The 13,900-nt window shown below is 67.2% G+C and carries 8 protein-coding genes, 2 tRNA genes and 4 pseudogenes; 11 read left to right on the forward strand and 3 right to left on the reverse strand.

The genetic code is table 11. The features are described from left to right. Nucleotides 1–81: 81 nt before the first annotated feature. Nucleotides 82–1,143 (reverse strand): diacylglycerol/lipid kinase family protein, encoded by a 1,062-nt coding sequence (locus tag BLT19_RS04795; protein ID WP_091487160.1) that lies wholly within the window; start codon nt 1,141–1,143, stop codon nt 82–84. Between the two features lie 52 nt (nt 1,144–1,195). Here BLT19_RS04795 and serS point away from each other — a divergent pair, with 52 nt between their 5' ends. From serS to BLT19_RS04825, 6 genes are all read left to right on the forward strand, one after another. Continuing rightward, on the forward strand, nt 1,196–2,482 hold the full coding sequence (gene serS / locus BLT19_RS04800; RefSeq protein ID WP_091487162.1) for a serine--tRNA ligase: 1,287 nt from the start codon (nt 1,196–1,198) through the stop codon (nt 2,480–2,482). Beyond that, on the forward strand, nt 2,479–3,402 hold the full coding sequence (locus BLT19_RS04805) for an HAD family hydrolase (RefSeq protein ID WP_091487165.1): 924 nt from the start codon (nt 2,479–2,481) through the stop codon (nt 3,400–3,402). The genes serS and BLT19_RS04805 overlap by 4 nt, the downstream gene beginning before the upstream one ends. A gap of 114 nt (nt 3,403–3,516) precedes the next feature. Next, a tRNA-Ser gene (locus BLT19_RS04810) sits at nt 3,517–3,601 on the forward strand. 38 nt (nt 3,602–3,639) lie between these two features. Then, the gene (locus BLT19_RS04815) at nt 3,640–4,902 is read left to right on the forward strand and encodes an LCP family protein (protein WP_231917796.1); all 1,263 of its coding nucleotides are present in this window, start codon (nt 3,640–3,642) and stop codon (nt 4,900–4,902) included. A gap of 4 nt (nt 4,903–4,906) precedes the next feature. Then, nucleotides 4,907–6,193 carry an LCP family protein gene (locus BLT19_RS04820; protein WP_231917797.1) on the forward strand — a complete coding sequence of 429 codons (1,287 nt, stop codon included), beginning with the start codon at nt 4,907–4,909 and terminating at the stop codon, nt 6,191–6,193. Nucleotides 6,194–6,267: 74 nt separating this feature from the next. Continuing rightward, nucleotides 6,268–6,359: transfer RNA gene (locus tag BLT19_RS04825), tRNA-Ser, on the forward strand. Between the two features lie 16 nt (nt 6,360–6,375). Here BLT19_RS04825 and BLT19_RS17935 read toward each other — a convergent pair. Beyond that, on the reverse strand, nt 6,376–6,975 hold the full coding sequence (locus BLT19_RS17935; RefSeq protein WP_091487169.1) for an IS110 family transposase: 600 nt from the start codon (nt 6,973–6,975) through the stop codon (nt 6,376–6,378). A gap of 186 nt (nt 6,976–7,161) precedes the next feature. Here BLT19_RS17935 and BLT19_RS04835 point away from each other — a divergent pair. The 4 pseudogenes from BLT19_RS04835 to BLT19_RS18085 form a co-directional block, all read left to right on the forward strand. After that, nucleotides 7,162–7,614: pseudogene (locus tag BLT19_RS04835) on the forward strand (IS30 family transposase); the annotation flags it as partial. A gap of 80 nt (nt 7,615–7,694) precedes the next feature. Beyond that, nucleotides 7,695–8,861 (forward strand): annotated as a pseudogene (locus tag BLT19_RS04840) (IS256 family transposase); the annotation flags it as partial. A 39-nt stretch (nt 8,862–8,900) separates the two neighbouring features. Further along, a pseudogene (locus BLT19_RS04845) lies at nt 8,901–10,186 on the forward strand (IS3 family transposase). Between the two features lie 25 nt (nt 10,187–10,211). Then, nucleotides 10,212–10,367 (forward strand): annotated as a pseudogene (locus BLT19_RS18085) (IS256 family transposase); the annotation flags it as partial. Nucleotides 10,368–10,949: 582 nt separating this feature from the next. Here the strand turns inward: BLT19_RS18085 and BLT19_RS04850 are convergent. Further along, nucleotides 10,950–12,848 carry an FAD-dependent monooxygenase gene (locus BLT19_RS04850; RefSeq protein WP_091487177.1) on the reverse strand — a complete coding sequence of 633 codons (1,899 nt, stop codon included), beginning with the start codon at nt 12,846–12,848 and terminating at the stop codon, nt 10,950–10,952. A gap of 266 nt (nt 12,849–13,114) precedes the next feature. Between BLT19_RS04850 and BLT19_RS04855 the strand changes: the two genes are divergently transcribed. Then, complete coding sequence (locus BLT19_RS04855; RefSeq protein WP_091487179.1) at nt 13,115–13,867, forward strand: SDR family NAD(P)-dependent oxidoreductase; 753 nt, start codon at nt 13,115–13,117, stop codon at nt 13,865–13,867. Nucleotides 13,868–13,900 lie beyond the last annotated feature (33 nt).

Raw genomic sequence — 13,900 nt, forward strand, 5'->3', positions numbered from 1 at the left:
ACGGACGAGAAGTGCCGGAATGCGGCGGCGCGACACGGCGTGTCTCGTCCGTAAACGGAATCGGGGCGAGAAGCCCCGGGATCAGAGCCGCGAGGTGTCGTGGTTCTTCGGGATCATCGTGACCAGCCCGCCCGGGACGATCCGGCAGCGCATGCGCACCGCCTGGCCGAACTCGTCACCGTCCAGCTGCACCGGCTGCGGGTCCTGCGTCGCGATGTCGATGCCGTCGCCACGGGAGTACAGCACCGAGTTGTCCTTCGTGCGCAGCGAGAGCACCCGACGACCGGCGCGGAAGCGGCGCAGGAAGCTGTTGTCCCAGGCGACGCGGCGCCAGACCAGCACCCAGCCCAGCGCATTCTTGGGCTGGAAGATGACGACGTCCAGCTCGCCATCGGCGACGGATGCCTCGGGGATGAGCTCGAGCCCGGCCGGCAACGACCCGCAGTTGGCGATGAGGATGCTCTGCACCCGCGCCGAGTGCAGGCGCCGCTCGGGGATCTGGTACGCGATGCGGAACGGCTTGGCGGTGGCCAGCGACCGGGCGGCGCCGTCGACGTAGGCGATCCAGCCGACCCGCTTCTTCAAGTCGCCGTTCGTGTTGGCGATCATCGCGGCATCCAGCCCCATGCCGCCCATCACCACGAACGCACGCTCTTCGCTGGTGCCGTCCTGCCGGCGGATCGCGGCGAACCCGACGTCCACGGCCAGCCGGTCGCCGTCGAAGGTCGCGCGGATCATCGCCTCGGAGTCGGTCAGGGGCAGCAGGAGGTTCCGAGCGAGCAGGTTGCCGGTGCCGCTGGGGACGATCGTGAGCGGGATGCCGGTGCCGCTCATGGCCTCGGTGACCGCGCGGACCGTGCCGTCGCCGCCGGCGACGAGCACCGCATCGGCTCCGGCCTGCAGCGCCTGGCGCGTCACCTCGGCGCCGAGATCGTCGATCGTCGTCTCGTAGAAGAGCGGCTCCTGCCAGCCCGCCTGCTGCGACAGTCGCTGCACCGTGGAGCGGAGGGAGGCGGCATCCACCTTGATCGGGTTGTACACCAGAGCCGCCTTGGGGCTCGGCTTCTCGCCGCCGCCTGCCATCGGCTCGGTCTGCCCATCGGCGTCGACGCGACGGACCTCGCCGTCGCCGCTGCTCACCATGGCCACACTCTACGGCGGCGTGGGATCGGATGCCGCTGGCTAGACTGGCCGGGTGATCGATCCACTACTGCTCCGCGAGGATCCCGAGCTGGTCAAGCGCTCGCAGGAGGCGCGCGGAGAGTCGGCGAGCACCGTCGATGATGCCCTGACCGCCGACCGCGATCGCCGCGCAGCGATCACGTCGTTCGAGGAGCTCCGCGCGGCGCAGAATGCCCACGGCAAGCGGGTCGCCCAGGCACCGAAGGACGAGAAGGCCGCGCTCGTGGCTGAGGCCAAGGAGCTGAGCGAGCGGGTCAAGCTCGCCCAGCACGCGGTCACCGCCGCCGAAGAGGCCGCGACCGCAGCGATGGCGCGCATCGAGAACATCGTGATCGACGGCGTTCCCGCAGGCGGCGAGGAGAACTTTGTCACGCTGCGCACGCACGGGCAGACCCCGACGTTCGAGTTCGAGCCGCGCGACCACCTCGAGCTCGGCGAGCTGCTCGGCGCGATCGACATGGAGCGCGGCACGAAGGTTTCGGGGAGCCGCTTCTACTTCCTCACCGGCGTCGGCGCGCGGCTCGAGTTCGCGCTGATGAACCTCGCCCTGCAGCGGGCTTTGGATGCCGGCTTCATCCCGCTGATCCCGCCGACGCTGGTGCGTCCCGAGGTCATGCGTGGGACCGGATTCCTCGGGCAGCACGCTGATGAGGTCTACCACCTCGAGGAGGACGACCTCTACCTGGTCGGCACCAGCGAGGTCCCGCTCGCCGGGTACCACATGGACGAGATCCTCGACCTGACGCCCGGACCCAAGCGATACGCCGGCTGGTCGACCTGCTATCGGCGCGAGGCCGGCTCGTACGGCAAGGACACGCGCGGCATCATCCGCGTGCACCAGTTCAACAAACTCGAGATGTTCGTATACACGACGCCGGAGGATGCCGAAGCCGAGCACCTCCGACTGGTCGCCCTGCAGGAGGGCATGCTGCAGGACCTCGGGCTCAGCTACCGCGTCATCGACGTCGCCGCCGGCGATCTGGGCTCCAGCGCCGCGCGCAAGTACGACGTCGAGGCCTGGGTGCCCACGCAGAACGCGTACCGGGAGCTGACCTCGACATCGAACTGCACGACCTATCAGGCGCGGCGGCTCGACATCCGCCACCGTCCCGCCGTCGAGGGGGTCGCTGCCGGCACGGGCAAGACCCAGCACGTCGCCACGCTCAACGGCACGCTCGCGACCACCCGCTGGATCGTCGCGATCCTCGAGACCCACCAGCGCGCCGACGGCTCGGTCGTCGTCCCCGAGGTGCTGCGTCCCTACCTGGGCGGCCTCGAGGTCCTGGAGCCCATCGCGTGAGCGAAGCAGGGCTTCCCGAGACCGGTGAGGTGGAGGTCACGGATGCCGCGGAAGCGGCCGACCTCGTCGAGGGGATCGTCCGCGAGACCGAGGACCCGACCGTCCAGAGCCCTCGCCTGCTGATCGTGCTCGACATCGACGGCACCGTCATCCTCGAGGACGAGTCCCTGAGCCCCGGCGTCGTCGACGCCATCGAAGATGCGCACGCGGTGGGGCATCGGGTCATGATCGCCACGGGCCGCAGCTGGGAGGGGACCGTCGGGATCCTCCGTGCGCTCGGCATCGCGCCCGAGTTCGTCGTCTGCTCGAACGGTGCGGTGGTGCTCAGGCGCGTGGGCGAGCTCGCCGACCCCGAGGGCGACCTGCGCTACGAGCGCTTCCACGTCGAGACGTTCGATCCCGCGGAGGTGCTCACGATGCTCCGCGAGCACCTGCCCGACGCCCACTACCTCGTCGAACTCCCGGACGGCCGGCGCCTGTACACCGAGTACCTCGACGACTGGAACCTCAGCCAGGCGCAGCGGGTGCCGTTCGCGGAACTGTCGGCGCATCCCGTCTGCCGCGTCGTGGTCGTCGCCCCGGAGCAGGGCGAGCAGGACTTCGTCGACCTCGTCGCCCGCATCGGGCTGAACCAGGTCTCATACGCGGTCGGGTGGACCGCGTGGCTGGACATCGCCCCGCAGGGCGTGGACAAGAGCACCGGGCTGCAGATCGTCCGCGACGAGCTCGGCGTGGCGCCGGCCGACGTCCTGGTGATCGGCGACGGCCGCAACGACCTCGGCATGTTCGCGTGGGCGCGGCGGAACGGCGGACGCGCCGTCGCGATGCAGCAGGGCCCGCAGGAAGTTCGGGATGCGGCATCCGAAGTCACCCTCTCCGTGCAGGAGGGCGGCGTGGCCGCCGTACTGCGCTCGCTCTGACACGCAGCAGCACTCAGAGGTTCTTCAGGGCACTCCTGGAACAATAGGTCGGCAGTGCCGTCGGTTAGACTCGACGACTGTTCGACAGGTGCCGTTTTCATCCGGCATCGGTCGGGAGGGTTGTCCGAGCGGCCGATGGACCTGGTCTTGAAAACCAGTGGGCAGCAATGTCCCGTGGGTTCGAATCCCACACCCTCCGCAGCAGTGTGAAGGGAACCCCGCCCCGAGAGGAACCCCGTGAGCCAGACGACCAAGCCCGCTCCGCGCGGCCGTCGTACCGTCGCCCGCCACGGTGAGCTCCACTCGCCGCATCCGATGGCGCTGCTGATGAAGGTCCTCGGGATCATCGTCGCCGTCGTCCTCGTGTCCGGCGCAGGCGTCGCCGCGTACGCGACCTACGACACGGTCGCGAGTTTCAGCGACGATGCGGTCGACCTGGAGGGCCAGGAGGCGGTTCCGCCGGACATCGGCGCGATCGAGGGCGGCGTCAACCTCTTCATCGCCGGTACCGACGAGTGCGAGCCCGAATACGCGGCGTACTTCGGCGACCGCTGCACGGGCGAGGACTCCGAGGGACAGCTCAACGACGTCAACATGCTCGTCCACATCTCCGACTCGCCGCGACGCGTGACGGTCATCTCCTTCCCGCGCGACCTGATGATCCCGATCCCGTCCTGCACCGACGATCAGGGCAACGAGTCGGGCGCGATGAGCAAGCAGCCGATCAACACCGCATGGTCGTACGGCGGACTCGGATGCGTCGTCAAGACCGTCTCCGACCTCAGCGGGATGAGCATCCCGTTCGCGGCGAAGGTCAGCTTCGGCAACGTCATCAACATCACCGACGCGGTCGGCGGGGTCGACGTGTGCCTGGCCAGCGGCATCCAGGATTACTACACCGGCATCGACTGGCCGGCCGGCATGCGCAACGTGCAGGGCATCGAGGCCCTGCAGTTCCTGCGCACCCGTCACGGTGTCGGCGACGGAAGCGACCTCGGTCGCATCAGCAACCAGCAGCAGTACATGTCGCGCATGGCCCGCAAGCTCGTCAGCGACCAGGTGCTCTCCGACGTGCCCACGCTGCTGAAGCTCGCCACGACCGCGGTGGACAATGTCACACCGAGCAAGAGCCTGACCAACCCGCTGACGCTCGTCCAGATCGCGCTCGCGGTCAAGAACGTGCCGTTCGATGAGATCGTGTTCGTGCAGTACCCGGTGCTCACCGACCCGGACGACCCCAACAAGGTCGTGCCGAACGATGAGTCCGCCGATGCGCTGTGGGCCGCGCTCGCCGCGAACCAGCCGCTGCAGCTGACCGGCGACATCTCGGCCAACGAGGGCGTCGTCGCCGACCCCAACGCCGTCCCGACCGACCCCACAACGCCGGCTCCCACCGACCCCGCCGCGCCTGCCGAGCAGGCCATCGCGCTGCCGTCCGACATCACCGGTTCGACGGCTGCCACCCCGACCTGCTCGAACGGCAACCAGCGGGACTATTAGGCCCATGAGTTCGAAGGCCTCCGGCACGCCGGGGCGCAGCCCGATGGCGCGCCACGGCGAGCTGCGGTCGCAGCATCCGCTCCTTCGGCTCTTCGCGCTGGTCGGCGTGACGCTTGCCGTCCTGGCAGTCTCGGTCACGGGGACCGCTGCGTTCGCCGTGTGGGATGCCGCGAACTCGGTCGCCGATCACGCGGTCGATCTCGGCGACGACCCGGATTCGCTGCCGCCGACGATCGGCGAGATCGAGGGCGGCGTCAACCTGCTCATGGTGGGCACCGACTCGTGCGAAGGGCAGGACGTCTCGCTCTTCCCGCGGTGCGCTGAGGACGAGGGGGGCGAGCGCAACGACGTCACGATGCTCGTGCACATCAGCGACAACCCGCGACGCGCGACGGTCGTCTCGTTCCCGCGCGACATGTACGTGGACATCCCGGAGTGCACCGCGCCCGACGGCACGGTTTACGACGAACTGTGGTCGACGAAGATCAACGAATCGTACGGGCGCGGCGGACTCGCGTGCACCGTGAACACCGTCGAGGCGCTGACCGGCGAGAACATCGACTTCGCCGCCGCAGTGCGCTGGACCGGCGTGATCAACATGTCCGACGCGATCGGCGGGGTCGATGTGTGCGTCGAGGGCCAGATCGACGACGAGCACACCGGACTGCACCTGACCGAGGGCACGCACACCCTCGTCGGCGCCGAGGCGCTGCAGTTCCTGCGCATCAGGCACGGCATCGGCGACGGGTCCGACCTCGGACGCATCTCGAACCAGCAGCAGTTCATGTCATCGATGGTCCGCAAGATGCAGAGCGACGCGGTGCTGACCAACCCCACGACGCTGTTCAGCTTCGCGACCACGGCGATGCAGCAGGTCAACGGCCAGCAGCTGCTGCTCAGTCAGTCGCTGGCCAACCCCACTCGCATGGTGCAGATCGCGATGGCGCTGAAGGACATCCCCTTCCAGGACTTCGTGTTCGTGCAGTACCCGACCGCCTACGGCGACGGCGGCGTGTATCCGGTGAGGGACGCCGCCGACGAGCTGTTCGCCGCGCTGCGCGCCAACCAGGCGCTGACCCTCACCGGCGAGGCGAGCCAGGGCATGGGTGTGGACGTGGTGGGCGAAGCGGCGCCGGTGCCGGTCGCGACCGACGCCGCAGCGACCGACGGTGCTGCGGTGGATCCGTCGGCGTCGGTGGATCCGACGGTGTCCGATGCGGCCGCGCCGCTGCCGTCGGTGATCGCGGGGCAGACCGCTGCGCAGGTGACCTGCACGCGGCCGCAGGAGTAGCGCGGGTTCGTCGCCGCCGCCGGCAGCGGTTATGATTGCTGGGCGCAACCGTGTGTCTCGATGCCCGGATGCCTGGAGACGTCGCATAGTTCGGCCTAGTGCACCACCCTGCTAAGGTGGAGACCCCCTAAGGGGTCCGTGGGTTCAAATCCCACCGTCTCCGCCACAAAAAGTCCTGGTCATTACCGGTATTTCTGGCGCAGACGATTGCCTTTCCATGTCTCGAGCGGAGGCGACTTTGGCGTCCAAGGGTCCCCCGTGGGGACCCTCAGGGGACCCCTGTGGTGCGCCACCCTCACCACACCCCTGCAGGGTGCCGCCCCCGCGGAAGCGCCGAGCCGCATGATTCCGCGGCGGCGGAGGGTCCGAGGCCCCCTGAGTGCACCACCCCGCAGAGGTGGCGACCCCTGGCTCCTCAATCCGACCTGACCACGTATTTCTTCCGTCCTTGGCGGGAACGAGCGACTCCCAAGTGACCCCACGCGTCGGAGTGCGAGTCCTGCCCGTCGATCAGCAGTCTCATGTAGAGGCCGCTCGCGCGAAGACCGAGCGGAAGTTCGCGGGGCCAGTTCCCTCAGCTTTATCAAGGGCAGCGCGTGTTCGATCAGGTCGAGCAACGAAGTCTCGTCGTTGCTGACTTTCGTGGACAGCAGGACCGCTCCTTGATGGTCGATCAACACGCAATGATGGGTCCGCTTGCCGGCGTCGATTCCGGCCCAGAGTGTCGACACGGGGTTCCTCTCGATCAGGTGTGACTGGTGTTTTTCCCTGTCGATGACCACGCCGGCACGTCCTTACCCAACGATCCATGTCGCAATTCTCAATCAGCGGTCGAGTCATCAGCGGGCAGCGGGCGGCCATTCCCAGTGAGCCGTCAACGCGGCAGGGCGACAACTGAGCCATACCCGCTGCCCGAGGGTGACCGAAACGCTACGACAACTACCCTCCGGCCTCACCAACAACGTAAGGAAGGCGACCTCATCGTGGGCCCACACAACCGATCTGCGATCGGCACCCTCGTCGAACGGCAGACCCGTTACGTGAAGCTCCTGCACCTGCCGGCGCACAACTCGCTCGAGCTGCATGCCGCGCTGGTGCGCGCCTTCGGTCAGCTCCCGCCGCCACTGCGGCGCACGCTGACGCGGGATCAAGGCACTGAGATGGCCAGACACCTCGACATCACTGCCGACACCGGCGCTCGGATCTACTTCTGCGACGCCGCCAGCCCCTGGCAACGCGGCAGCAACGAGAACGCCAACGGGCTGCTGAGGCAGTATTTCCCGAAGTCGACCGATCTCTCCATCCACACCGCCCGTGACCTTGCCCGCGTCGAATCCGAGCTCAACGGCCGGCCCCGCATCGTGCTCGGCGACCGCACACCCCACGAGCTCCTCCAGGCTTTGCTAACCTCCGAGAAATAGTGGGTCTGTCGGGAAGTTTGTGTGTGAGGGGTTCGGCGTGATCGGCGCGGCGTGAGCCGCGCGGGAAGATGAATCACGCGATGAACACCGATATGACACTCATAAATGAAGAAGGCGAGCTGGTCGATCCGCGAACCGGGGAGGTGCTGCCGGCAGCACCCGATGTGTCGGCGGTCGCCGACCAGCTGGTCACGGCCGCGCGCGAGCAGGGCATCGATCTGACCGGCCCGAACGGGTTGCTGACGGGGCTGACCCGGCAGGTGCTGCAGTCGGCTTTGGACGCGGAGCTGACCGCGCACCTTGGTTACGACAGCGGTGACCGTGCGCGCAAGCAGACGCCGAACAGCCGGAACGGGTCGACGCCGAAGACGGTGCGCACCGAGATCGGCGAAGTCACGATCCAGGTGCCCAGAGATCGAGCGGGCACCTTCACGCCCGTGGTGGTTCCCAAGCATCAGCGCCGGATCGCGGGTTTCGATGACGCAGTAATCTCCCTGTACGCGAAGGGCATGACTACCGGTGATATCGCCAAGCACCTCTCCGACCTGTACGGCAGCGAGGTGTCCCGGGATCTGGTGTCGACGGTGACTGACAAGGTCATCGGCGACATGCAGGAATGGCAAGCCCGCCCGCTGGATGCCGTCTACCCGGTGGTCCTCATCGATGCTCTGGTGGTGAAGGTCCGTGATGGGCAGGTCGCGAACCGGCCCGTGTACGTCGCCGTCGGGATCGACCTGGATGGCCGCCGCGACGTGCTCGGGCTGTGGATGGGCCCCACGGGAGGGGAGGGCGCGAAGCAGTGGATGAACATGCTCACCGAGCTGCGCAACCGCGGCGTCGCCGACGTGTGCATCGTCTGCTGCGACGGGCTCAAGGGTCTCCCCGACGCGATCGGCGCGATCTCGCCCCTCGCGACGGTTCAAACATGTGTGGTGCATCTGGTGCGCAACTCGCTGCGGTACGCGTCGAAGAAGTACTGGTCGAAGATCACCGGCCAACTTCGCGAGGTCTACACCGCCCCCACCGTCGCGGCCGCCGAAGCTCGGTTCGCCGAGTTCGCGTCACAGTGGCGGAGCCTGTATCCGGCGATGATCCAGATGTGGGAGAACGCCTGGGCAGAGTGCATCCCATTCCTCTCCTTCCCGCCGGAGATCAGGCGATTGATCTATACGACGAATGGGATTGAGTCGCTCAATGCGCGCTTCCGGCAAGCGACCAGGCGTCGTGGGCACTTTGAAACGCCCCAGGTTTGATGCCGCATCCTTTTGAGTTGGAAGGATTATGTCATGCCGAAGAAGATCGATCCTGCCCTGCGTGATCGGGCGGTGCGGCTGGTGCGGGAGCACCGGTCGGAGTATCCGTCGTTGACGGCCGCGTCAGCGGCCGTGGCCCGCCAGGTCGGTGTCGGCCACGAGTCCGTGCGCCGGTGGGTGTTGTAGGCCGATATCGACGATGGCACCCGCGATGGCGTCACCTCGGTCGAGCACGCCGAGATCAAACGGCTCAAGGCGGAGAACAAGCGCCTCCGTGAAGACGTGGCGATCTTGAAGGCGGCGACGAGTTTCTTCGTGGGGGAACTCGACCCCCGCAACCATTGATGCTGGGTTTCATCGACACGATGAGAGCCGAAGGGCACGCGGTCGAGTCGATCTGCCGAGTCCTGCGAGAGCAGGGCTGCCAGATCGCCGCGCGCACCTACCGAGCCCAACGGCAAGGCGTCGTCGCTGCGCGCACGGTCTCTGACGCGCAGGTTTATGGCGCGGTTCGTGCTGCTGCGTGGACCGCCGGTGAGATCGCGGGGCGTCAGGTCCGGAAGCTGACGCCGGAAGGCCTCTACGGGCGTCGGAAGATGACCGCGCTGATCCGCCGCACCACGATCCCCGGCGCCTCCAGAGGGGCCGTCGACCGGGCTATGCGCGCGCTCGGGCTATCGGGTATCCGCCGCGACAAGGGCGTGCGCACCACGATCCCCGCCAAAGACGGGATCCGTGCCGGGGACCTGCTCAACCGCGACTTCACCGCCCCGAGGCCCGATCACACCTGGGTGATGGACTTCACGTATTGCCGCACCTGGGCCGGGTGGGTCTACGTCGCGTTCATCGTCGACGTCTACTCGCAACGCATCGTCGCCCGGCACGCGCAGACCACCAAGCACGTCGACCTCGTGATGATCCCGCTACGGATGGGCCTATGGGAACGCGGCCGACAAGGGCACCCGGTCCTGCCGGATCAGCTGCGTGCACATTCGGACGCCGGGTCTCAATACGTCTCGCTGGCCTACACGGACAAACTCGCGCTCGATGGCATCGCGCCCTCGATCGGGTCCGTCGGCGATGCGCTCGATAACGCGCTGATGGAGACGATTAATGGGCTCTACAAGGCCGAGTGCATCCGCACAACGGTGTTCCACGACGGCCCGTACCGGACGATCGCGGATGTCGAGTTCGCGACCGCCGGATGGGTCGACTGGTACAACACTCGTAGGCTTCACTCGAGCCTCGGCTACGTCCCACCCGCCGAGTTCGAGCAAGCCCACTACGCGACCCTCACCCGAGAGCTGCAACCCGCATAGGAGCGGCAGAGAACCCGGGGCGCTTCACTTCCCGAACGAGCAGGCCGCGATGAAGGTGCTCTACCTGACCGTGCTTGAGCGGCGCCCGAACCGGACCAACCCGACCGGCCAGGTCGCTGGATGGAAAGCTATTCTGAACGCCCTGTCCATGACCTACGGCGACCGCCTAGGAATCAACTGAGCCGAAGCCCCCGCACACAAAGAAGCGGACAGACCCAAATAGTCCCGTTGCGACAACCGCTGGAATACAAGGCGTCGTCTTGGCCGGGATCTGGGGCGTCGTCGACACAAGCCGGTCGTGCGGCGTTAGCCGTCGCGGTGATCTCGAGTCACCTTCGGACGAGTGAACCTACACACGGGCGGGTTGTAGATCCATGCTGTTTGGGTCACGATTCCCGGTGATGGTCCAGTCGATACCGCCGGTTACCAGGAGTGTCTCGGCGGCCCATATCGCGGGCCCTGCCTCTTGCGGGGCGTCGGTGGGCTTTCCACGACAGTCCAGGTCATACGCTTGTCGTCATAGAGATAGCCTCCGCTGAGAGCAAAGCGGTCGGGTGCTACCGCGCCATTCACCCATGCGTTCTGCAACGGCTCGGGTTGATCCGGGAGGGGCAACACGTCCCTCCCGGCAAGGTAGCGTTCCCCGTATGGCTAGGTGTGGCCCCAGTTGCCGACTTGGCCGCAATCTGCCCCACCGATTTGGGGTGCGACGAGGCGGCTGCCTGCCGCGACCGACACAGTTACGGATCCGCAGGACGCAGCCTCACTCCGTGCAGTCGCCTCGATCGCGCTCCCGGAGAAACCCTGCGAAGAACTCGGAGAGGTTCTCGTGCGCGGAAAGCGGCAGTACGTGCGCGACGTACTGATCGGGCCGCACGACCACCACGGCACCGGTGGGGGCGATGCCGCGAGCGGCAAAGATATCGTCGACGGGGTCGGTCGCCCAGATCTTCTCCCAATCCTGGAGACCAAGCGCTCCGGAGTGCGGGAGGAGAATCTCCGGCAGCCGTGTGGGCTCGATGTCGTGAAAGTCGCGGCGAAAGACAGCGTGTACGTCGATCACACTGTCGATGGGGGAACGCGTCGGCGTGAAGCGGCGCACGGGTGAAGCCGCGGAACTCTCGAGCCAGCGGGCGAATTCGACCGCTTCCGTGCCCGACGCATCGTCGAACACGTAGATCCTCCAGCGGCCATCGGCGCGATGGGCGTGCCCGAGCTGCATGTGCTTGGCATCGGCGACGCGGACGACCCTGGACGAGTGGAAGCGGGTGCCGATCTCGAACCCGGCTGCGAGGTCCTGGTAGGTGTCGGCGCCGGTCAGCGAAGACGGCGTGTACTGGGTGGCGAGACCCGCCGTGTATCGTCCCTGCCGCGCGAACTGCGTGCGCATCTGCCCCGCGGTGACGCCCCCTCCTTCAGGGTGTGCGGGATCCAGGACGGGCTGCGCGATGAACGCCGACCAGAACCGGTCGAAGTCGATGAGGTCCTGCGCGACCGTCTGCCGCTCGGCGGAGTACGTCCGCAGCAGGGTCGCGTCCGAGCGCCCCTCGAGCACCGCGGCGAGTTTCCAGCCGAGATTGAAGGCGTCCTGCATCGACACGTTCATCCCCTGCCCCGCCTTCGCCGAATGCGTGTGGCACGCGTCCCCCGCGATGAAGACGCGGGGCGGATGATCGGACAGATCATCGGGCGTGTCGTCGAATCGATCGGCGAGGCGCTGACCCACCTCGTACACCGACGACCACGCGATCGCTCGCACGTCAATTGAGTACGGATGCAGGATGTCGTTCGTCACGCCGGTGAGCTGCTCGACGGTCGTGGAGCGGATGTCGGTATCCCCCGCCGAGGTCTGGCCGAGGTCCACGTAGACGCGCACGAGGTTGCCGCCTTCGCGGGGGATCGTGAGAAGACTGCCTCTCCCGGCCGATTGGATGACGCTCTTGGATCGCCAATCGGGGAAGTCCGTCGTGGCGAGCACATCCATGACACCCCATGCATGATTCGCGGCGTCCCCGTGGAGTTGACGTCCGATCGCCCGGCGCACGGCGCTGCGAGCTCCGTCGCACCCGATCACGTATTTCGCGCGGACGGTGAACTCCTCGCCGTCCGCGCGTCGGAGGGTGACCTCGACGGGATGCTCTCCCTCGCCGATGGTCAGCGTCACGAACTCGATGCCGTAGTCGACCGAGAGGCGACTCGTCGAGCGCGCGGCATGGTCGAGGAGGAACTGTTGCATGCGTGCTTGGTTCACGATGACGTGCGGGAACTCGCTCAATCCGGCAGGCGTGTCCTCCACCCACCCTGTCCGCGAGATCTGCGAGCGGTCGCTGTCGGAGGGCCCCCAGAACCGGACCTCGTTGACCCAGTAGGCCTCCCGGAGGAGGGCTTCTGCGAGCCCGAAGGCCTGAAACATCTCCACTGTGCGACAGGCCACGCCATCTGCTTGGCCGACCTCGAGCGGACCGCTCTGGCGTTCGATGATGCGGGTGTCGATGCCGGAAAAGGCCGCCAGCTGAGCGGCCAGAACGGCGCCTGCCGGGCCGCTGCCCACGATCAGCACGTCCAGCGTCGGCGGAAGGGCGGAGGGGCGGCGCAACGCCTCCGCGGACGCGGGATGGACGTCGGGATCACCCGGTCGATAGCCGTCGCGGTAGAACTGCATTCTCGATCTCCTTCGATCGGCGTCGCGATCGTCGCCGTGGAGGGCGACGCACTCACAGAAGCACGCACCGGGCGCAGCGGACAAGTGAGAACGTGCCGCAGGCCCGTTCTCTTCTGGCATGCAGAACTCGGGGTCCGGGCAGACCCCCGGGACTCCATCCTGTGAGCACGCTCGGCAGCGTCGCGGGCCGTATTCGGCCGCGCACCCGCCGCCCGCATCCCGGTGGGCATGCGCTTCATCTGCCCCCTCGCTAGGAACGGATTCACATGGGTACTCGTGTTCAGGACAAGGTCGTCGTCGTCACCGGTGCGGCACAGGGGATCGGGCGTGCCTTCGCGCACCGGCTGGCTGGAGAGGGCGCGCGCGTCGTGGTTGCCGACCTCAACGGCGAGAAGGCCGCGGCGGTGGCGGCCGAGATCGGTCCCTCCGCGCTGGCGGTCGTGGTCGATGTCTCGAAGGATGAGTCCGTCGACGCGCTGGGATCCGTCGTCGGTGACACGTACGGCCGTGTGGACGGCATCATCAACAACGCGGCAATCTTCTCGACGATCCAGATGAAGCCGTTCTGGGAGCTGACGACGGCGGAGTGGGACGTGGTGCAGACGGTCAACCTGCGCGGTCCGTTCCTCATCGTCAAGGCCCTGCTGCCGCTGCTGAAGGCGTCGTCTGCGGCAAGCATCGTGAACATCGGATCGGATGCCGTCTGGGAAGGCAGAGGCGGCTACCTGCACTACACCGCCTCCAAAGCGGGGGTGCAGGGGATGACCTTCGGCATGTCGCATGAGCTCGGCGAGTTCGACATTCGCGTGAACACGATCTCCCCGGCGGCGACCCAGACCGAGGTGCCCCGAGCGACGGTCTCGCCCGCTCAGCTCGAGGCGATGATCGCCGCACGCGCCCTTCACCGCGTCGCGACGCCGGAGGATCTCACCAGCCTCGCCGTCTTCCTCCTGTCGGAGGAGAGCGTCTTCATCACGGGTCAGACGATCAGCGTGAACGGCGGAAAGCTGCACCGTTGACCCCGGGCGACTTCTGCATGGCGCAAGACTGTC

Origin of the sequence: Microbacterium pygmaeum, from assembly GCF_900100885.1 — a bacterium.
GTDB classification, from domain to species: domain Bacteria; phylum Actinomycetota; class Actinomycetes; order Actinomycetales; family Microbacteriaceae; genus Microbacterium; species Microbacterium pygmaeum.

Coding starts and splice junctions, on each gene's coding strand:
- BLT19_RS04850 (WP_091487177.1), bottom strand. CDS start 12,848: ATGCAGTTCTACCGCGACGGCTATCGACCGGGTGATCCCGACGTCCAT.
- BLT19_RS04820 (WP_231917797.1), top strand. CDS start 4,907: ATGAGTTCGAAGGCCTCCGGCACGCCGGGGCGCAGCCCGATGGCGCGC.
- BLT19_RS04795 (WP_091487160.1), bottom strand. CDS start 1,143: ATGGTGAGCAGCGGCGACGGCGAGGTCCGTCGCGTCGACGCCGATGGG.
- BLT19_RS04855 (WP_091487179.1), top strand. CDS start 13,115: ATGGGTACTCGTGTTCAGGACAAGGTCGTCGTCGTCACCGGTGCGGCA.